Origin of the sequence: Streptomyces sp. SM10, assembly GCF_002910915.1 — a bacterium.
Lineage (GTDB): Bacteria > Actinomycetota > Actinomycetes > Streptomycetales > Streptomycetaceae > Streptomyces.
Genome location: NZ_NEUF01000160.1, coordinates 132,142 through 152,146, shown reverse-complemented (window position 1 = coordinate 152,146; position 20,005 = coordinate 132,142). Strand labels below are relative to the sequence as shown.

The window sequence follows — 20,005 nt, the reverse complement described above, 5'->3', positions numbered from 1 at the left end:
CGCGGTCAGGCGGTGATGCGCATCAGGGTGATCAGGTTCTCGCGTACGGTGAACGCGAAGTGCGAGGGTCCGTTGAAGCCGTCACCGCCGACCTGTGCCAGGACGGTCACGTCGTCCTCGCCCGGGCCCGCCGACACCTCGGTGACGTCGAGGGTGACATGCGCACCGATGAACTCCGCGTCGCTCCAGCCGCGCAGGGCCTCGTACCCGGTGAACACGCGTCCCCAGTCGTCGACCGCGCCGTCCGGAGCGAAGGTACGCAGCCAGGCGGCCGTGTCCTGGGCGTTCGAGGCGTCCAGGAACGCACGGACCACCGGGGGCAGGGGCGGCGGAGTGGCAGACATGGGGAGGGCTCCTTCGGAGGGAGTGAAGCGGGCGCGGCCGGTGGCGGACCACGAGGTCCCGGGCTGCCCGGCCGGAGCGGGGGTGGTGCCGGTGTCAGTCTCGGTGGCCGACCCGCGGGGCCGCCCGATCGGCACGCCGACTTGGGGTGGACGAGTGAGTCACTGCCCCCGTTCGCCCACCCGTGGACGGGTGGACAGGGGTGCGCACGGAGGCGGTGGTGGCCCGTTGCCCGCCCGCCCCGAATCGGGTGGCGGTTCGCAGGGTGAACGGTGCCCCGCGCGGTGAGGATGAGGACATGGGATTCCATGTCGATTCCGAGGCCGGGCGGCTGCGCCGCGTCATCCTGCACCGCCCCGATCTGGAGCTGAAGCGGCTCACCCCGAGCAACAAGGACGCTCTCCTGTTCGACGACGTGCTGTGGGTGCGCCGTGCCAGGGAGGAGCACGACGGCTTCGCCGATGTGCTGCGCGACCGGGGGGTGGAGGTCCATCTCTTCGGCGATCTGCTCCGGGAGTCCCTCGACATCCCCGTGGCGCGGCGGCTGGTCCTCGACCGGGTGTTCGCGGAGAAGGAGTACGGCCCGCTCGCCACCGAGCACCTGCGCGCGGCGTTCGAGGAGATGTCGGCCGCGGATCTGACCGAGGCACTGGTCGGTGGGATGACGAAGCGGGAGTTCCTGGAACGGCACGCCGAGCCGACCTCCGTGCGCTTCCACGTCATGGATCTGGACGACTTCCTGCTCAGCCCCCTGCCGAACCACATCTTCACCCGCGACACCTCCGCCTGGATCTACGACGGCGTGTCCATCAACGCGATGCGCTGGCCGGCCAGACAGCGCGAGACCGTCCACTTCGAGGCGATCTACCGGCACCATCCTCTGTTCACCGGACCCGAGGCGGGCGTCTTCCACCACTGGTCGGAGGGCCAGGACGACTATCCGTCCACCATCGAGGGCGGCGACGTCCTCGTCATCGGCCAAGGTGCCGTGCTGATCGGTATGAGCGAACGCACCACCCCGCAGGCCGTGGAGATGCTGGCACGAGGGCTCTTCGACGCGGGATCCGCCCGGACGATCGTGGCGCTGGACATGCCCAAGCGCCGTGCGTTCATGCACCTCGACACGGTCATGACGATGATCGACGGTGACACCTTCACCAAGTACGCCGGCCTCGGGATGCTCCGCTCCTACACGATCGAGCCCGGCACCGGCCCCCGTGAGCTCAAGGTCACCGATCACCCGCCCGAGCACATGCACCGGGCCGTCGCCGCCGCGCTCGGCCTGGACCGGATCCGGGTGCTGACCGCGACCCAGGACGTCCACGCGGCAGAGCGGGAGCAGTGGGACGACGGCTGCAACGTGCTGGCGGTGGAGCCCGGGGTCGTCGTCGCGTACGAGCGGAACGCGACCACCAACACGTATCTGCGCAGGGAGGGGATCGAGGTCATCGAGATCCGGGGCAGCGAGCTGGGGCGGGGCCGGGGGGGCCCGCGCTGCATGAGCTGTCCCGTGGTGCGTGATCCCGTGTGAGGGGCGACGGCCCGGGGCGGTGCGGAGGCGCGGGGGAGCCCTGTATAGCAATACGGTTGCTCGTATAGACTTCCAGGCGATCGCCCCCACGCCTCAGTCGACCCAGGAGCAGTCACCATGGCCACAGACCTCACAGGCCGCCATTTCCTCAAGGAGCTGGATTTCACGGCCGAGGAGTTCCGCGGCCTGATCGCTCTGTCCGCCGAGCTCAAGGCCGCCAAGAAGGCGGGCGCCGAGGTGCGGCGGCTGCGCGGCAAGAACATCGCCCTGATCTTCGAGAAGACCTCGACCCGCACCCGCTGTGCGTTCGAGGTGGCCGCGGCCGACCAGGGGGCGTCCACGACGTACCTCGACCCCTCCGGTTCGCAGATGGGGCACAAGGAGTCGGTGAAGGACACCGCCCGGGTGCTCGGTCGGATGTTCGACGGCATCGAGTACCGGGGCGACAGCCAGCAGGCGGTCGAAGAGCTCGCGGCCTACGGCGGCGTGCCCGTCTTCAACGGGCTCACCGACGACTGGCACCCCACCCAGATGCTCGCCGACGTCCTCACGATGACCGAGCACAGCGCGAAGCCCCTGGAGGAGATCTCCTTCGCCTACCTGGGTGACGCCCGCTTCAACATGGGCAACTCCTACCTGATCACCGGAGCCCTGCTCGGCATGGACGTCCGGATCGTCGCGCCGGCCGCGTACTGGCCGGCGCGGGAGGTCGTGGACCGGGCCCACAAGCTGGCCGAGTCCAGCGGGGCGCGCATCACCCTCACCGAGGGCGTGGCCGAGGGTGTCCGGGCGGCCGACTTCGTCGTCACCGACGTCTGGGTCTCCATGGGGGAGCCCGTCGAGGTCTGGGACGAGCGCATCGCGTCCCTCGCGCCCTACGCCGTGACCATGGACGTGCTCCGCGCCACGGGCAACGACGACGTGAAGTTCATGCACTGCCTCCCGGCCTACCACGACCTCGGCACGAAGGTGGCCAGGGGGATCCACGAGCGGCACGGTCTCTCGGAGCTGGAGGTCACCGACGAGGTCTTCGAGTCCTCGCACTCGGTCGTCTTCGACGAGGCGGAGAACCGGATGCACACGATCAAGGCCGTTCTCGTCGCGACGCTGGGGGGCGGCGCGGAGAGCGTATGAGCATGCACCCGATTGGGTGAACATGCGTGCAAGTGGCTACGATGGTGCTACTTGGTGGGGTTCGGGCTCGCACGCCCGAACCCCTTTTCGTGTGCCCGGTCCGGCGCGCGTGCCCAGGTGAGAGCCCTCCCCACAGGCTCGTTCCCGCCGCACCACCAGAGAAGAGACCCGTCCCCCCATGAGTCCCGCCTCCTCCGCCCCGAAGAGCCCTGCCCGCAGGGCCGGGGCGCGCGTCAAGAGCCCCGATCTGCTGCTCGCCGAGTCCGGAGCCGACCTGGAAGGGCACGGCCTGCGGCGCACCATGGGCCTCTTCCAGCTCGTGTGCTTCGGTGTCGGGGCGATCGTCGGCACCGGGATCTTCGTCGGGCTGTCCGACAGTGTCGCCGAGGCGGGGCCCGCCGTGGTGGTCTCGTTCGTCCTGGCCGCGGTCACCTGCGTCTTCACCGCCTTCTCCTTCGCCGAGCTCGGCGGCGCCATCCCGGTCTCCGGGAGCTCCTACTCCTTCGCCTACGCCACCCTCGGGGAGCGCGTCGCGTTCCTCGTCGGCTGGTGCCTGCTGCTGGAGTACGGAGTCTCGGTCTCCGCGGTCGCGGTCGGCTGGAGCCAGTACGTCAACGAGCTGCTGGACAGTCTCATCGGCTGGAACCTGCCCGACGCGCTCTCCTCCGGGCCCGGCGACGGCGGTGTGATCAACCTCCCCGCGGTCGTCGTGGTCATGATGGCGGCCACCCTCCTGGTGCGCGGCGTCAGGGAGAGCGCGGGCGCCACGGCGGCGATGGCGGTGCTGAAGATCGGCGTCCTCATCGCCTTCTGCGTGATCGCCTTCACCGCGTTCGAGGACGGGCACCTCTCGCCCTTCGCCCCCCAGGGCATGGCCGGGGTCACCGCCGGCGCGTCCGTGGCGTTCTTCTCGTACATCGGGTTCGACGCCATCACCACCGCCGGTGAAGAGGTCAAGAACCCGCGCCGCAACATCCCGATCGCGATCATGATCTGCATCGGTGTGGTCACCCTGCTCTACTGCGCCGTCGCCCTGGGGGCCATCGGCGCTCTGGGCGCGGATGCCGTGGGCGACAAGCCGGCCGCGCTCTCGCTGGTGGTCGACACGGTCACCGGGTCGAGCGTCGGCGGCGGCGTCATCGCCTTCGGCGCGGTCGTCGCCATCGCGTCCGTCGTCCTCGCGGTGATGTACGGCCAGACCCGGATCCTGATGTCGATGTCCCGTGACGGGCTGATTCCCCGGGTCTTCGAGCGGGTGTCGCCGAAGACCCGTACCCCGGTCGCCAACACCTGGATCGTGGCCGTCGTCTTCGCCGTCCCGGCCGCGTTCTCGTCCCTCGACGTCGTCGTGAACCTGACGACCATCGGGACGCTCGCGACGATGGCGGTGGTCAATGTGGCCGTCATCGCGCTGCGCCGCCGCAATCCTGAGCTGAAGCGTTCCTTCCGGGTGCCCCTCTATCCGCTCAGCCCGGTCCTGGGCGTCGCCTTCTGCCTGTACCTGATGTACGGGACGGGCTGGACGACCTGGGTGCAGTTCGTCGTCTTCCTCGCGGTGGGGGCCCTGGTGTACGCGGGATACGGCCGCAGCCGCTCCCGGCTCGTCAGTTCCGGGGAGCCGCCGCACCCGGCGGCGCCGGGTGCGACCGGAGGGTGAACCAGACCGCCTTGCCGTGCTCGGTGGGGCGGTGACCGCAGGCGGAGCTGAGCGCGCGGATCAGGAGCAGCCCGCGCCCGTGCTCCTGCCAGGGGTCCGGCGCGCTGCCGGGCAGCAGGCGGGACAGGTCGCCGGGCGGACCCGGGTCGTGGTCGTGGACCTCGACCTGGCAGCCGGACGCCAGGAGCTCGACCACCAGCTCGATGGGCCCCGAGCCGTCCGTGTGCTCCACGGCGTTGGCGACCAGCTCCGCGGTCAGCAGCTCGGCCGTGTCGCTGTCCGCGGGCGCGTCCAGGTCCGCCAGCGCCGTACGGACGAGGGCGCGGGCGATCGGCACCGCTGCCGTCGAGTGCGGCAGGGCGATGCGCCAGGAGCGGGGCTGCGGTGCGGGGGCGTCGGACGGCAAGGCGGGCGTTTCCGTTCGGGAGCGAGGCATCCGGAAGGGGACCTCGGCCCCGGGGCTGCTGGGTCGGGGCGGCGTCCTCTGTCACCGGAAAGGTACGGGCTTCTGTACCAGGACTTCCTGCGCTCAACCATACGAAGCGCGACGCCGCAGACATAGAGGCTGACGACCGGCACAAAAGGGACCTTCGCCACAGTGGCACCGCCAGGCCTATCGCGTACTCATGACGGAAGTCACAGATGAGTGATAGCTTCGAGATGCATCAGCAGCAGCCCGACGGCTGGAGGGGAACCTTCCATGAGCCCGTTCATCGGCTCCGCCCCGCGCACCGAGCGCTGGCAGCATCTGCGTCTGACGGTCCAAGGCGGTGTGGCGACCGTCACGCTGGCCCGCCCCGAAAAACTCAACGCGCTCACCTTCGGTGCCTACGCCGATCTCCGCGACCTGCTCGCCGAGCTCTCCCGAGAGCGCTCCGTGCGGGCCCTCGTGCTCGCCGGCGAAGGGCGAGGCTTCTGCTCCGGCGGTGACGTCGACGAGATCATCGGCGCCACGCTCGCGATGGACACCGCGCAGCTCCTGGACTTCAACCGCATGACCGGTCAGGTCGTACGGGCCCTTCGGGAGTGTCCCTTCCCCGTCATCGCCGCCGTCCACGGGGTGGCCGCCGGCGCCGGAGCGGTCCTCGCGCTGGCCGCCGACTTCCGGATCGCCGCCCCCTCCGCCCGCTTCGCCTTCCTGTTCACCGCCGTCGGGCTGTCCGGCGGCGACATGGGCGCCGCCTACCTCCTGCCCCGGGTCGTCGGCCTCGGCCACGCCACCCGGATCCTGATGCTCGGCGAACCCGTCCGCGCCCCCGAGGCCGAGCGCATCGGGCTGATCAGCGAACTGACCGGGGAAGGAGAGGCCGACACCCGGGCGGCCGCCCTGGCCCGGCGGCTCGCCGACGGGCCCGCCCTCGCCCTGGCCCAGACGAAGGCTCTGCTCACCGCCGAGCTCGACATGCCGCTCGCCGCGTCCGTGGAGATGGACGCCGCCACCCAGGCCCTTCTGATGAACGGCGAGGACTACGCGGAATTCCACGCGGCCTTCACCGAGAAGCGGCCGCCGAAGTGGCGGGGCAGGTAGCGCGATGCCCCCCTCGGACACGGGGCGGATCGCGGTCATCGGCGGCGGGCCGGGCGGGCTCTACGCCGCCGCCCTCCTCAAGCGGCTGCGCCCCGGCCGCGAGATCACCGTGTGGGAGCGCAACGCGCCGGACGACACCTTCGGCTTCGGAGTGGTCCTCTCCGACGAGACGCTCGGCGGCATCGAACACGCCGACCCCGTCGTGTACCGGGCCCTGAGTGACGCGTTCGTCCGCTGGGACACCATCGACGTCGTGCACCGGGGGACGACACAGACCTCCGGCGGCCACGGCTTCGCCGCGCTCGGCCGCCGGACCCTGCTGAGGATCCTGCACGAGCGCTGCGCCTCCCTCGGCGTACGGCTCCGCTTCGGGACCGAGGCGCCGCCCGCGGCCGAGCTCGCCGCCGGCCACGACCTGGTCATCGCCGCCGACGGGGTGCACAGCGCCACCCGCGAGGCCCACGCCCGCCACTTCCGTCCCACCGTCACCGACCACCGCAACCGCTACATCTGGCTCGCCGCCGACTTCGCCCTCGACGCCTTCCGCTTCGAGATCGCCGAGACGGAGTACGGCGTCATGCAGCTGCACGCCTACCCCTTCTCCCGCCCGTCGCCCGACCACCACCCCTCAACGAGGCCCTTCGGGCCGCCACGTGAACCCGGGGCCTCCACCGTCATCGTCGAGATGCGCGAAGAGGTCTGGCGGGCCGCCGGTCTCGACACCTGCGACACGGCCCGGTCCGCCGAACACTGCGCGAAGGTCTTCGCGGACGCCCTCGGCGGCCGGCCGCTGCGCTCCAACCGCTCCTCCTGGCTCACCTTCGCCACCGTCACCAACGCGCACTGGTCGCACGGCAGCACCGTCCTCATCGGCGACGCCGCCCACACCGCGCACTTCTCCATCGGCTCCGGCACCAAGCTCGCCGTCGAGGACGCCCTCGCCCTGGCTGCCTGCATCGAGGAGCAGCCCGACCTGCCCGCCGCCCTCGGCGCCTACGAGGCCGAGCGCCGCCCGGTCGTCCTGTCCACCCAGCGCGCCGCAGCGGCCAGCCTGCGGTGGTTCGAGGAACTCCCGCGCTACGTCGACCAGCCGCCCCGGCGATTCGCCTTCAACCTCCTCACCCGCAGCCGCCGCGTCACCCACGACAACCTGCGCCTGCGCGACCCCGGCTTCACCGGGGCCGTCGAGGAGGAGTTCGGCTGCCCACCGGGGACCCCGCCGATGTTCACCCCGCTGCGGCTGCGCGGCCTCGCACTCCGCAACCGTGTCGTCGTCTCGCCCATGGACATGTACTCCGCCGTCGACGGGATGCCCGGGGACCTCCACCTCGTCCACCTCGGCGCCCGCGCGCTCGGCGGCGCCGGACTCGTCATGACCGAGATGGTCTGCGTGAGCCCCGACGGCCGCATCACCCCCGGCTGCACCGGGCTGTGGACCGATGAACAGGCCGAGGCATGGGCCAGGATCACGCGTTTCGTCCACGACGCCGCCCCGGGAGCCGCGATCGGTCTCCAGCTGGGCCACTCCGGCCGCAAGGGCTCCACCCGGCTGATGTGGGAGGGGATCGACCAGCCGCTGGAGGACGGCAACTGGCCCCTCAGCGCCGCCTCGCCCCTCCCGTACGCCCACGGGGTGAGCCAGGTCCCGCAGGAGCTGGACAGGGCGGGCATGGACGCGGTCAGGGACCGGTTCACCGAGGCCGCTCGGCGGGCCGCACACTGCGGATTCGACCTCCTCGAACTGCACTGCGCCCACGGCTACCTGCTCTCCGGCTTCCTCTCCCCGCTCACCAACCTGCGCACCGACGGCTACGGCGGGTCCCTGGAGAACCGGCTCCGCTTCCCCCTGGAGGTCTTCGACGCGGTCCGCGCCGCTTGGCCCGGCGACCGGCCCATGACCGTACGGATCTCCGCCACCGACTGGGCGCAGGGCGGCACGAGCGACGAGGACGCCCTGGCCGTCGCCCGTGCCTTCGCCGCCCACGGCGCGGACGCCATCGACGTCTCCACCGGCCAGGTCGTCCCCGGGGAACGGCCCGAGTACGGCCGCTCCTACCAGACCCCGTACGCCGACCGGATCCGCAACGCCCTGGACGTGCCGGTCATCGCCGTCGGCGCCATCTCCTCCTGGGACGACGTCAATTCGCTGTTGCTGGCCGGCCGCGCCGACCTCTGCGCCCTGGCCCGTCCCCATCTGTACGACCCGCACTGGACCCTGCACGCGGCGGCGGAGCAGGGCTACGAGGGGCCGGGTGCCTCCTGGCCGCTCCCGTACCGCGCGGGCAGCCGTATCCCGCCGTCGGGCCGGACCGATGCCCCGAAGCCCCGGCTCACGCTGGACTGAGCGTCAGGCACTCGTGGCACCGGCAGGGGACCGGGTGGGCGGCCGCCCAGTGGATGGTGCGGTACTCCACGGCCAGCCTGCCGAGGCGGGCGGCGAGTTCCTCGGCGTCCTGACGGTCCGTCCAGCAGCCCCCCACGTCCGCCTGCTCGCAGAGCCGCAGCACGGTCGGACTGTGGACGGGAACGGCCCGGAAGGTGTGCAGGTTGCGCGTCGCCATGCCGATCGTGATGTACGTACCGGTGTGGCGTCCGCGACCGATCGTGGTCAGTTGCTCGTGACCCGAACCGGGGTGGGTCTCGATCACGTACACCTTGGAGCCGCCCCGGTAGGACTTGGTGCCGGGCCGCAGCTGCTGGCCGCCCTCCCCGTAGCGCCGCCACCGCACGACGTTCGCCGCGATCAGCCAGCCCGGCCCGGCCGGGACCTCGCCGGCCTCCCCGGCCCCGGCCCTCACCCGGGCTCCGCGATGATCAGCAGACGGTCGGAGACGGCCTCGTAACCGATGCGCCGGTACACGCCGTTGCTCGTCGGGTTGGCGAGGTCGGTGAAGAGCAGGACCTCCCGCGCGCCGTCCTCCCGCGCCAGGCGGCTCGCCTGTGCCGTCACCGCCGCCGCGTAGCCGCGGCCCCGGTGCTCCGGCGGGGTGTAGACGGTCACGACCCGCACCGCGCCGGCGATCCTGAGCGAGACGCCCGCCATCGACACCGGAACCCCGCCGTTCTCCCAGAGGGTCAGCCCGCCGTGGGCCGTGCGCGTGTCCACGATCCGCTCGGCCCGCTCGCCGTCCTGGCCGGTCTCCTCACCGAAGGCACGGATCCAGTCGACGAGCAGCGCCCGGTCGGCGGCGGTGGCCGTCCTGGGCAGACCGGCGGGCGCGGGGGAGGGCGGCACCAACGTGCCCAGCCTGTAGAGCCGGTGCTCCTCGTCGACGCGGTGGCGTGGCCAACGCGACGCCAGCAAAAGGGCGGTGGCGCGGTCCGCGTTGATCCCGGGCAGCACGAGCGCGCCGGTCAGCGGACCGAGTGCCTCGGGCGGCACCGTGCCCAGGACCGGCGGGAAGGGCGGAGTGTGCACCAGTGCCCCGGACACCTCGCCGTCCGCCCCGCGCCACCAGCCCAGCACCGGCGGCTCGGGCCCGTAGGCCCCCGGGCCTTCGGCCCTCAGAGTGGCGGTGACGGTCAGCAACAGGGTGTTCTCGGCGGGCCGGGCGGACAGGGATGCCTCCGCGGCCTCCAGGAAGGCGTCCACGTCATCGGTGAAGGTCCAGGTCATGCCTCATCCTGTCGGCTCGCGCCGCCCCCGGTCATCCGGATTTCAGAGGCGGATCACGGACGCTCCCGGACGAACCGGGCTCCCGCGTCCCGCAGTCGGGCGTGCAGCAGGCCGAACACCTCCGCCGAGCGGCCTCCCGGCCAGTCCTTCGGCAGCAGTTCCCCGGGCAGTCCCGGATCCGCGTACGGCAGCTGCCGCCAGGCGTCCAGCGCGCGCAGGTAGTCGCGGTAGGCCTCCTCCGGATCCGGGCCCCCGCCGCCGCGCCGCGCGTCCCAGGACCGCAGCACCGGCTCCTGCTGTGCGAGGAATGCGAGGTGGAGCCGGGCGATCGCGTCCAGGTCCCACCACCGGGCCACGGCCTCCGCCGTCGCGGCGAAGCCGAGATGCTCCCCCTGGAACAGGTCGACGTAGGGCGCGAGTTCGAGACGCTCCAGCGTGTGCCGCGTCTCCTCGTACAGCCCGGCGGGGGCGATCCACACCCCGGGCGCCGCCGTGCCGAAGCCGAGGCGGCCGAGGCGGGAGCGCAGCAGGTGGCGCTTGTGGCGTTCGGCCTCCGGTACGGAGAACACGGCGAGCACCCAGCCGTCCCCGGGCAGGGGAGCGGGCTGCCGGTAGATCCGCCGGTCACCGTCGTCCAGCAGCTGGCGGGCGTCGGGCGACAGCGCGTAGCCGGCCGCCCCGTCCGCCGTCCGGGAGGGGACGAGCAGCCCCCGGCGCTTGAGCCGGGAGACGGAAGAGCGCACCGACGGGGCGTCGACCCCGACCGCGTGCAGCAGCCGGATCAGCTCGGACACCGCCAGCGGGGCGTTGCCGGGGGAACGGCCGTACGCGCCGTACAGGCTGACGATCAGGGAACGGGGAGTGTGCTCGGCCACGCGATCACTCTAGAGCGGCGGGACCGCGCAGCAGGAAGCGCTGGAGCTTTCCGGTGGCCGTCCGGGGGAGTGCGGGCAGGAATTCGATGACGCGCGGGCACTTGTGCGGGGCCAGCGCGGACTTCATGTGGGTGCGCAGGTCGTCGGCCGTGGGACGCGCACCCTCGCGCCGCACGACGTAGGCGGCCACGATCTGCCCGCGCAGATCGTCCGCCCGGCCCACCACGGCGGCCTCCGCCACGCCGGGGTGGCGCAGGAGCGCCTCCTCGACCTCGGGGCCGGCGATGTTGTACCCGGCTGAGATGATCATGTCGTCGGCCCTGGCGACGTAGCGGAAGTAGCCGTCGGGCTCGCGGACGTAGGTGTCGCCGGTGATGTTCCAGCCGTGGCGCACGTAGACCCGCTGGCGGTCGTCGGCCAGGTACCGGCAGCCGACCGGGCCGCGCACCGCCAGCAGTCCGGGTTCGCCGTCGGGCAGTTCCGCGCCGTCCTCGCCGACCACGCGTGCCTGCCAGCCGGGGACCGGCACTCCGGTGGTGCCCGGCCGGATGGCCCCGTCGGCGGCGGAGATGAAGATGTGCAGCAGTTCGGTCGCGCCGATGCCGTTGATGATGCGCAGCCCGGTCCGCTCGTACCAGGACCGCCAGGTCGCCGCGGGGAGGTTCTCCCCGGCCGAGACGCAGCGGCGCAGCGCGGACAGGTCGTGGCCGTCGAGCGCGTCGAGCATCACGCGGTAGGCGGTCGGCGCGGTGAAGAGGACCGAGACCCGGTGGGCGGCGAGTGCGGGCAGGAGCTGCTTGGGGCCGGCCTGTTCCAGGAACAGGGCCGAGGCCCCGGCCCGCAGGGGGAAGATGACGAGCCCGCCGAGACCGAAGGTGAAGCCGAGTGGCGGGCTGCCGGTGAACACGTCGTCGGGCTCCGGCCGCAGGACGTGGCGGGCGAACGTGTCGGCGACGGCCAGGACATCGCGGTGGGCGTGCATACAGCCCTTGGGCCGTCCTGTGGTCCCTGAGGTGAAGGCGATGAGCGCGATGTCGTCGGCGGCGGTGTCCACCGCACGGTAGGGCCCGGGACGGGCCGCCGCGCGTTCCGTGAGATCGCCCGGGGAGTCCCCGCCGTACGTCGTGATGCGGAGCCCGGGCACGTCCGCGGCGGCCAGGTCGTCGACCGACCTGATGTCGCACAGGGCGTGGCCGACACGGGCGATGGAGCAGATCGTGGCGAGCTCCGACGCCCGCTGCCGGTCCAGCACCGTCACGGCGACCGCCCCGGCCTTCATCACGGCGAGCCAGCAGGCCGCGAGCCACGGCGTGCTGGGGCCGCGCAGCAGCACGCGGTTGCCGGGGACGACGCCCAGATCCTGCGTCAGCACCCGGGCGATCCGGTCCACGCGGTCCCGCAGCTCCCCGTAGCTCCAGACGCCGCCGTCACCGCTCCGGAAGGCCGGGCGGTCGGGGCCGAAGCGGCCGAGGGTGCTGTCGAGCAGCTCGTGTCCGCAGTTCAGGCGGTCCGGATAGGCCAGTTCAGGGAGGTCGAAGACCAGATCGGGCCGGTCCTCGGCGGGTGGGAGGTGGTCGCGCGCGAAGGTGTCGGTGTGCGCGCTCGCGGTACCTGACGGCTTCATGAAGCATCGCCCCCTTGTCGCCCTTGGAGCGTATCGTTTGAGTGACGGTAGTCAACGGTCCGCGATAAGTCGTGACAAGAGAGGCGCCGGTATGACGGCATTCTCCCTCGATCCCGGTCAAACCGCCTGGTGCGAAGAGCTGTACACCCTCGCCCGCGACGAGCTCCGCCCCCTCGCGGAGAAGGGCGAGCCAGGACACGTCAACCGCCCGCTCGTCGCCGCGCTCGGCGGACTCGGGCTCCTGGACCGGCTCCTGGGCTCGGGCGCCCTCGACCTCTGCCTGCTGCGCGAATCGCTGGCGCGCGGCTGCACCGAGGCGGAGACCGCACTCGCCCTCCAGGGCCTCGGGGCCGGGCCGGTCCGGCAGGCGGGCACCGAGTCCCAGCGTGCCCGCTGGCTCCCCGAGGTGCGTGCCGGCCGGGCGGTGGCCGCCTTCGCGCTGAGCGAGCCCGGCGCCGGGTCGGACGCGGCGGCGCTCGCCCTCGCCGCTCGGCCGGCCGCCGGCGGCTGGCGGCTGAGCGGTGAGAAGTGCTGGATCTCCAACGCCCCGGAGGCCGACTTCTACACCGTCTTCGCCCGGACGGGCGAGGGCGCGGGAGCGCGCGGCGTCACCGCGTTCCTCGTCCCCGCCGACCGCCCCGGACTGACCGGGACGGCCCTGGACATGCTCTCCCCGCACCCCATCGGCGCGCTGGACCTCGACGGCGTACCCGTGACCTCCGAGGACGTGCTCGGGGAGCCGGGCCGGGGGTTCCGGGTCGCCATGGACACCCTGAACCTCTTCCGGCCCAGCGTCGGGGCGTTCGCCGTCGGCATGGCCCGCGCCGCGATCGACGCCACGCTGGAACACACGGCCCACCGCACCGCCTTCGGGGCCCCGCTCAAGGACCTGCAGGCCGTCTCGCACCAGGTCGCCGAGATGGCCACCCGCACCGAGGCCGCCCGGCTCCTGGTCTACGCGGCGGCAGCCGCCCACGACGCGGGCGAGCCGGGGGTGCCCCGCCGCGCGGCCATGGCCAAGCTGTACGCCACCGAGACCGCGCAGTACGTCGTCGACGCGGCCGTCCAGCTGCACGGAGCCCGCGCCCTGCGCCGCGGCCATCTGCTCGAACACCTCTACCGGGAGGTCCGCGCACCCCGGATCTACGAGGGCGCCACCGAGGTCCAGCGCACCATCATCGCCAAGGAGCTGTACGCGACACAGGAGACGCCCGCATGAACCCGATCACCCGGATCAATCCCACCGAGCTCGCCCCGCCCACCGGCTTCTCGCACGCCGTCACGGCGACCGGCGGCACGCTGGTCTTCCTGGCGGGCCAGACCGCGCTGGACGGCGACGGGAAGATCGTCGGCGCCACCCTGCCGGAGCAGTTCGAGACGGCCCTGGCCAATCTCCTGGCCGCCCTCCGCGCGGCGGGCGGCGCCCCGGCCTCCCTGGCCAGGGTCACCGTCTACGCCACCGACGTCGCCGCCTACCGCGCCCACGCCCATGAACTGGGCACCATCTGGCGGAGGCTGGCGGGGCGCGAGTACCCGGCCATGGCCGTCATCGGCGCGGCCAGACTCTGGGACGAGCAGGCCATGGTCGAACTCGACGGCATCGCGGTCCTGGACTGAGCGGGGACGCGGGAGGGGCGGTGCGGCCCGGACGCACCGCCCCTCGACCGCGCCGGCCGGACTAGTACGGCTTGACCAGTACGTGGGCGGCGCCCGGCATGCCGACCTTCAGGAGCTCGTCCTCCTCGGGCGTCGTCGCGCTCCCCGTCTCCTCCTTGAGGAGCGCGCGCGAGAGGTTCTGGACGAACATCGCGCGTGAACGGCGGCGTTCCTCCCACACGTCGAGGGCTGCCGCGACGTCGTCCTCCGCGTCCAGCGAGCGCACCAGCACCAGTGCGTCCTCCACCGCCATCGCGGCACCCTGCGCGAGGTTCGGGGTGCTCGCGTGCGCGGCGTCACCGGCGAGGACCACCCGGCCGACGTGCCAGGGGGCGTCCACCGTGACCTGCGAGATGCGCGAGTACACGACGTCGTCCGCCGCGGTGACCGAGGCCAGGGCCTCGGCGACGGGCCCGCCGAACGAGGCGAGGCGCTCCGCGAGCTGCTCGTGGGCCCGTGCGGGGTCCGGCCGGAAGTCCGGCTCCTCGGCGGTCACGGCGGCCAGGTACATCAGCTCGTCCGTGATCGGGGTGAGCAGCGCCTTGGTGGACGACCGGCCCGCACTCACCACGACACCCTGGACCTCGGGCAGACGGCCCACGGTGACCCGCCAGTTGGCGAAGCCCGTGTACTCGGGGGTGAAGCGGTCGCCGTGCAGCCGGGCCCGCAGCGGCGAGCCGATGCCGTCGAAGCCCACGACGAGGTCCCAGCGGGAGCGGGAGCCGTCGGACAGCGTCACGTCGGCACCGGACCCGTCGTCGGACAGCTCGCTGATCGTCGTACCGAAGCGGATCGGGACGCCGGCGGCGGCGGTGGCGTCGCCCAGGATCCTCGCCAGGGCGGGGCGCGGTATGCCACTGCTGGCCGGGGCGTCGTCCATCCGCGGCTGCGGGATCTTGGCGAGGGTGGTGCCGGCCGGGTCGCAGATGGTCAGCACCTCCCACGCGAAGCCGGCCGCCAGGCATGCGTCGAGCACGCCGATCTCGCGCATGACGTGCAGGGCGTTGGACGGCTGGATGATGCCGACGCCGAGTGCGTCCAGCTCGTCACGGAGCTCGACGACCTCGGCCGTGTGCCCGCTCCGGGCGAGTGCGACGGCAAGGGTGAGTCCGCCGATGCCACCGCCATGTACCAGTACACGCAAGGGTGTTGCCATCTCAGATCTCTCCAGGCGAGAAGGAAGGGGAAGGGGAGGTGGTCAGCCGACGGCCGCGGGCAGGGCCATCAGGTGGTCGACCAGGGCGAGCAGGACATCGCGGCCGAAGGCCCGCTCCCGGACGTCTCCGATCAGCAGCGGGACGTGCGGATCCAGGTCCAGCGCGGCCCGGATCTCGTCCGCGGTGCGGGTGTTGTGCCCGTGGAAGCAGTTGATGGCCACCACGAAGGGGATGTCCCGGCTCTCGAAGAAGTCGATCGAGGCGAAGCTCGTTTCGAGCCTGCGGGTGTCGGCGATCACGACGCCGCCGAGCGCGCCGTTGACCAGGTCGTTCCACATGAACCAGAAACGCTCCTGGCCGGGCGTGCCGAAGAGGTACACCACCAGCTCCGGGCTGACCGTGATGCGGCCGAAGTCCAGCGCCACCGTGGTGGTGTCCTTCCGGCTCACCCCGGCGAGGCTGTCGACGCCGACGCTCGCCTGGGTGAGGTACTCCTCGGTGCGCAGCGGTGTCACCTCGCTGACGGCGCCCACCAGGGTGGTCTTTCCGACGCCGAAGCCACCGGCTATGAGGATCTTGACGGCGGAAGGCGCCGTCTGACTGGTTGTCATATCGGTTCAGAGTCTCCGGAGTCCGTCACGTAGGGCGGCCAGCGTGCCCATGTCGGCCCCGCCGGAGGCCCGGGCGACCGTCAGCGGGGCACGGGCCAGCAGCAGGCCCTGGGCGACCAGATCCGCCAGCAGGATCTTGGTCACCGAGACCGGCAGATCGAGGCCGGCCGAGACCTCGGCGACCGCGGCCGGCCGCCGGCAGCGGTCGAGGATCATGCGGTGTTCCGGCTGGAGCCGGCCTGCCCGCAGGGGCGCACCGTGCCGGTCCGCCGGCTGTTCCGCGGTGGTGAGCACGGTGATGAGGCTGAAGTCGTCCCGTTCGGGGGCGGTCCTGCCGCGGGTGATCGTGTACGGGCGCACCATCGTGCCCGCGCCGTCCTCCTCGGTCTCCCCGTCGTCCCAGTAGGGAGTCACACCCGCTGCCCGTCCCCGGTGCCGAAGGCGTCGAAGTCGTCGCGTGCCGGCGCGGTGAGCTTCTGGCCGACCTGCTGGACCAGGTTGTGCATGGCCAGGGACATCACCTCGGCGTCGACCTCCTGTGAGGCGACGACGGCGAGGTGGGTGCCCTGGCCCGCGGCGATGATGAAGAGCCAGAGGTCGGCGAGTTCCACGATCACCTGGTGCACCGAACCGCCGTCGAACAGCTGGCCCACCCCACGGGCGAGGCTCTGCTGGCCGGTGCATATCGCGGCGAGCCGTTCGGCGTCGGCGCGTTCGATGGTCCGCGAGTGGCTCACCACCAGTCCGTCGTCGGACAGCAGTACGGCGTTCAGTGTCTCGGCGACCGAGTCCACGAGGCCGTCGAGCAGCCAGTCCAGATCCTGGAGGGTGGCCGTTGTGCGTGTCATGACCGGTCTTCTCTCGTAGGGGAGGGTGCGGCGGGTGCGGGGCCCGGCGGCTCCTCCGCCGCACGTGCCGCGCGCGAGCGCCGCTGGAATGCCCCGATCGCCGCACCGGCCCGCCGGGGGACGGGGCGCAGCAGCGGGTTCTCGTCCCAGCTCGGGGGCTTGGGCGGGGATGTCCGGGCGGCCGGGTTCAGCCGGAGCTCGTCCACCAGGCTGGCCTGGCGTACGCGGCGTGGCAGCGGGGGCTCCCCGCCTTCCGGCTCCGCGGGGCCGGCGGGGAGAGTGCCCTGCCCGGGCGCACCGTAGGCGTGCGTACCTGTGGTGTCACCTCCCGCCGGGTACGGCTGCGGACCGGACGGCCCGGGCGCGGCGTACACGTCCTGGACCGGCTCCGCGTAGGCGTGACCGGGCACGGGGTACTGCCCCGCGGCCGTCATGTAGGGCTGTTCCCGGCCTGCGTAGGGCCGGCCGGTCCCGGGGTAGGGGTCGGACGCCTCCGCGTACGGCTGCCCGGATGCGGGGTACGTGCTGTCCGCGTACGGCCGCATCGCCTCCGGGGACGGGACGTCGGCGTAGGGCTGCCCGTGCTCGTCGTACGGGCCGTCGCCGGAGGTGGACGGGCGGTCCGTGCCGGCGTACGAGGTGTCCGCGTCCGTGTACGGGTATGGCTCCGTCTCGGAGTACGGGGCCGTCTGGGGGTACGGGGTGTCCGCCTCGGGGTCCGGGGCGAAGGGCTCGGCGTCCGGCGGGAAGGGACGTCCCGGCACCGGGAACGGGTCACCGGATCCGCTGTACGGCTGCTCGGGGGACGGCCGCTCCTCGCCGGCGGGCCGCGACCTGGCGGCGTGGTCGGCGATGGCCGTGATCCCGGCAGTCGCCCGCCCCTGCACGCGGGTCGGCAGCGCCCCGGGGGCGGCGGGGGAGCGCTCCGCCGGAGCGGGAGCGGCCGACGGCAGGCCGACCGGTCCGGTGCCCGGCTCGGGCACGATCAGCGCGTCCGGGACCAGGACGACCACGCGGGTCCCGCCGAAGGCGGAGGACCGGAACTCCACCCGCAGCCCGTGCTGGTCCGCGAGGCGCGAGATCACGTAGAGGCCGAGCCGGATGTCGTCCGAGTGGGCCAGCACGTCCATCCGGGGCGGACGGCTCATCAGTTCGTTGGCCTCGGCGAGCTGGTCCTCGTCCATGCCCAGCCCGCGGTCCTCGACCTCGATGGCCAGGCCCCGGCTCACCTGCGCCGCTCGGACCTCGACGGGGCTCGGCGGCCGGGAGAAGGTCAGCGCGTTCTCGATCAGCTCCGCCAGGACGTGGGAGACGGGGCCGACGGCCCGCTCTGCCAGCCACGGGGCGCCGTCGAGGTCCACGACCACCCGGCGGTAGTCCTGCACCTCACCCTGCGCGGAACGCATGACGTCCAGCAGGGGCACGGGCTTGCGCCAGCGCCGGTGCGGGGAGCCACCCGCGAGGATCACCAGGTTCTCCTCGTAGCGGCGCAGACGTGCCGTCAGGTGGTCGAGGTCGAAGAGGCCGTCGAGCACCTCGGGGTCCTCGTGCTTGCGCTCCAGCTCGTCCAGCTTCTTGAGCTGCTGGCCGATCAGCTGCTGCGTTCGGCGCGCGATGCGCTGCAACAGCCGCTCGAAGCCGCGGTGCTGGTCGGCCTGTCTGACCGCCGCGGCCAGGGCGCTGGTGCGCGCCTGGTTGAGTGCGTCGCCCAGCCGGGTCAGCTCGTCGCCGCCCTCGCCGGGAGCCTCGATCGCCCGGGCTTCCGTCCCGACGTCGATCTTCTCCCCCTGGGCCAGGCGCTCCACGACGTCCGGCAGGGTCCGCTCCAGCTCCTCGGCCCCTTCCTGGAGCGTGGAGATGCGCCTGCGGAGGTTGCGGGTGAGGCGCCAGGTCGTCCAGATGACCGCGACGACCGCGAGCAGTCCGATCACCGAGGTGAGGACCGTCTTCAGGAGCAGGGACATGACGGTGCCTTTGCCGATCTCCACGACGGCGTCGGTGCGCTGCTCCAGCAGGTCGACCAGTTGCGGGGTGACCTCGTCCATCGCCCCCCGCCAGGTCTTCTCGTCGCCCTCCAGCTCGACGGCGCCGGACCGGTCCGCCGACGCGCTCAGGAGCTGCGTCTCGATCTCCGTCTTGTCCCGCCAGGCGGCGCTCGCGGTCAGCTTGTCCCACCGGGCCCGCTCGTCCTCGGGGAGGTAGGGGGCGACCTTGATCCCGGCCTGGAACGACTGGCCGGACACCGCCTCGCGTACCGCCTGGACGTCCTCCTCGCCGAGCTTGCCCGCGGGCCAGCCCCGGGCGAGGATCGCGTCCGACCGGGAGATCATCTCCTTGGTCCAGAAGAGGTCCACCAGGGGCTGGCCGGCCGTGGTCACCTCGCCGTTGTCCACATGGCTGAGCGCGGCGAACAACTGGAGGTCCACGGCGATCAGATCGGTGTAGTAGTCGTAGACGACGTCCTGCTGGTCCGCGTCGCCCTCGTCGACCAGACTCCGCTGGGCCGGCAGCCGGCTGATGGCCTCGCGGGCCTTGCCGACGGCCTTTTGGACCTCGTCGGGAGCGTCGTCCGCGTTGACGTCCGAGAGGGACTGGAAGGTCGCGATCGCCTCGTCGGTGAGCGTGCGCTGCTGCTTCAGCGCCTTGCCGGAGTCGCCGGGGCGGGCCAGCGCCTCCGCGCTGAGCCGGCGCTCCTCCTGCAGGTTGTAGTACACGATGTTGGACGGTTGGCCCGCTTGTTCGGCCAAGAGTCCCTGGGCTGCCTGACGTTGGAAGTCCAGGAGGGTCTGACCGCTGGTGACGGCCCACAGGGCTGCCAGCGCGACTCCCGGGACGATCGCCAGTACGAGGAGGGCCGTCCGCAACGACATGGGTGCCGAGCCGGTCCGCCGTGACGCGCGCGTGCGCAGGGGATTCTCCTTGACGTCGATGCCAGTCGGTGACTGGTCAAATACGTTGAGAACTTGGACACATGGATATTAGCCACAGTGCAAAAAAGAAGAGAAAGTGGCCTCACATGTGCAACACGGCGTGCCCACAGGATCTGCATGAATGCCCGGCGAAGTGTCGGTGATGTCCGTCGTGCCAGGTGGCGGGTCTTGTGCTCCGGAGCGACGCTGAACGTGCGGGTATACGTTTCCGGCCTTCGCCCGTGCGCCGGGGAGGCGATGGACATGGCCGTCCCACCCCCTCCACATGGCGTCAAGAGGTCGTTCGAGGGGAGCGGCATCACGACGTCGGACGGCGCCCACTGCCGGCTCCGTGCCCTCGGGCGTACCCGAGGGCTTCCCGGCGAGGCGCCCGGCCGCCACGCGCACCTGCCCCTGAGCCCGGACCGGGTGCTCCGGTCCGGGACGCCCGGCGGTGAGGCCGCCGGGGCCGGGCGTCACGTCATGCCGTGTGACCTGCCGCGAACAGGGCAGACGC

At 72.3% G+C, this 20,005-nt stretch carries 18 protein-coding genes; 7 read left to right on the top strand and 11 right to left on the bottom strand.

All coding sequences use genetic code 11. From position 1 onward, the window contains the following. Positions 1-5: 5 nt before the first annotated feature. Entirely contained in the window at positions 6-344 is a 339-nt protein-coding gene (locus B9S57_RS26300) for a nuclear transport factor 2 family protein (RefSeq protein ID WP_103759695.1), read from the bottom strand. A 296-nt stretch (positions 345-640) separates the two neighbouring features. On the opposite strand from B9S57_RS26300, the gene B9S57_RS26295 reads away from it, so the two are divergent. The 3 genes from B9S57_RS26295 (at position 641) to B9S57_RS26285 (ending at position 4,664) form a co-directional block, all read left to right on the top strand. After that, positions 641-1,873, top strand: coding sequence for an arginine deiminase (locus tag B9S57_RS26295; protein WP_103759694.1), 1,233 nt, complete (start codon positions 641-643; stop codon positions 1,871-1,873). A gap of 117 nt (positions 1,874-1,990) precedes the next feature. Next, entirely contained in the window at positions 1,991-3,007 is a 1,017-nt protein-coding gene (gene argF / locus B9S57_RS26290; protein WP_103759693.1) for an ornithine carbamoyltransferase, read from the top strand. Positions 3,008-3,185: 178 nt separating this feature from the next. Further along, complete coding sequence (locus B9S57_RS26285; protein WP_103759692.1) at positions 3,186-4,664, top strand: amino acid permease; 1,479 nt, start codon at positions 3,186-3,188, stop codon at positions 4,662-4,664. Here the strand turns inward: B9S57_RS26285 and B9S57_RS26280 are convergent. Next, on the bottom strand, positions 4,612-5,070 hold the full coding sequence (locus B9S57_RS26280; RefSeq protein ID WP_103759691.1) for an ATP-binding protein: 459 nt from the start codon (positions 5,068-5,070) through the stop codon (positions 4,612-4,614). The two genes, B9S57_RS26285 and B9S57_RS26280, sit on opposite strands and share 53 nt — an antisense overlap. 294 nt (positions 5,071-5,364) lie before the next feature. Between B9S57_RS26280 and B9S57_RS26275 the strand changes: the two genes are divergently transcribed. After that, complete coding sequence (locus B9S57_RS26275; protein ID WP_103759690.1) at positions 5,365-6,192, top strand: enoyl-CoA hydratase family protein; 828 nt, start codon at positions 5,365-5,367, stop codon at positions 6,190-6,192. Between the two features lie 4 nt (positions 6,193-6,196). Continuing rightward, positions 6,197-8,536, top strand: coding sequence for a bifunctional salicylyl-CoA 5-hydroxylase/oxidoreductase (locus B9S57_RS26270; protein ID WP_103759689.1), 2,340 nt, complete (start codon positions 6,197-6,199; stop codon positions 8,534-8,536). Here B9S57_RS26270 and B9S57_RS26265 read toward each other — a convergent pair. From B9S57_RS26265 to B9S57_RS26250, 4 genes are read right to left on the bottom strand one after another with little or no spacing between them, the layout of a single operon-like run. Then, positions 8,523-8,990: a hypothetical protein gene (locus B9S57_RS26265; protein ID WP_103759688.1), complete on the bottom strand. Its 468-nt coding sequence runs from the start codon at positions 8,988-8,990 to the stop codon at positions 8,523-8,525. The two genes, B9S57_RS26270 and B9S57_RS26265, sit on opposite strands and share 14 nt — an antisense overlap. Further along, positions 8,987-9,808: a GNAT family N-acetyltransferase gene (locus tag B9S57_RS26260; protein ID WP_103759687.1), complete on the bottom strand. Its 822-nt coding sequence runs from the start codon at positions 9,806-9,808 to the stop codon at positions 8,987-8,989. The genes B9S57_RS26265 and B9S57_RS26260 overlap by 4 nt, the downstream gene beginning before the upstream one ends. 53 nt (positions 9,809-9,861) lie before the next feature. Continuing rightward, entirely contained in the window at positions 9,862-10,683 is an 822-nt protein-coding gene (locus tag B9S57_RS26255) for a PaaX family transcriptional regulator C-terminal domain-containing protein (RefSeq protein WP_103759686.1), read from the bottom strand. 4 nt (positions 10,684-10,687) lie between these two features. Then, complete coding sequence (locus B9S57_RS26250) at positions 10,688-12,307, bottom strand: AMP-binding protein (RefSeq protein WP_103759685.1); 1,620 nt, start codon at positions 12,305-12,307, stop codon at positions 10,688-10,690. A 91-nt stretch (positions 12,308-12,398) separates the two neighbouring features. Here B9S57_RS26250 and B9S57_RS26245 point away from each other — a divergent pair, with 91 nt between their 5' ends. Continuing rightward, entirely contained in the window at positions 12,399-13,526 is a 1,128-nt protein-coding gene (locus B9S57_RS26245) for an acyl-CoA dehydrogenase family protein (protein WP_103759684.1), read from the top strand. After that, positions 13,523-13,924, top strand: a complete 402-nt coding sequence (locus tag B9S57_RS26240; RefSeq protein WP_103759683.1) for a RidA family protein — start codon at positions 13,523-13,525, stop codon at positions 13,922-13,924. The genes B9S57_RS26245 and B9S57_RS26240 overlap by 4 nt, the downstream gene beginning before the upstream one ends. A gap of 61 nt (positions 13,925-13,985) precedes the next feature. On the opposite strand, the gene B9S57_RS26235 is transcribed toward B9S57_RS26240, so the two are convergent. From B9S57_RS26235 to B9S57_RS26215, 5 genes are read right to left on the bottom strand one after another with little or no spacing between them, the layout of a single operon-like run. Then, positions 13,986-15,119, bottom strand: a complete 1,134-nt coding sequence (locus B9S57_RS26235) for an FAD-dependent monooxygenase (RefSeq protein WP_103759682.1) — start codon at positions 15,117-15,119, stop codon at positions 13,986-13,988. A 42-nt stretch (positions 15,120-15,161) separates the two neighbouring features. Beyond that, the gene (locus B9S57_RS26230; protein WP_103759681.1) at positions 15,162-15,731 is read right to left on the bottom strand and encodes an ATP/GTP-binding protein; all 570 of its coding nucleotides are present in this window, start codon (positions 15,729-15,731) and stop codon (positions 15,162-15,164) included. A 6-nt stretch (positions 15,732-15,737) separates the two neighbouring features. After that, positions 15,738-16,145 (bottom strand): DUF742 domain-containing protein, encoded by a 408-nt coding sequence (locus B9S57_RS26225; RefSeq protein WP_374935989.1) that lies wholly within the window; start codon positions 16,143-16,145, stop codon positions 15,738-15,740. Beyond that, positions 16,142-16,579, bottom strand: a complete 438-nt coding sequence (locus B9S57_RS26220) for a roadblock/LC7 domain-containing protein (RefSeq protein ID WP_103759680.1) — start codon at positions 16,577-16,579, stop codon at positions 16,142-16,144. Before B9S57_RS26220 ends, B9S57_RS26225 begins: the two co-directional genes overlap by 4 nt. Beyond that, a complete protein-coding gene (locus B9S57_RS26215; RefSeq protein ID WP_103759679.1) occupies positions 16,576-19,449 on the bottom strand; it encodes a sensor histidine kinase in 2,874 nt (957 codons plus the stop codon). The genes B9S57_RS26220 and B9S57_RS26215 overlap by 4 nt, the downstream gene beginning before the upstream one ends. Positions 19,450-20,005: the final 556 nt, after the last annotated feature.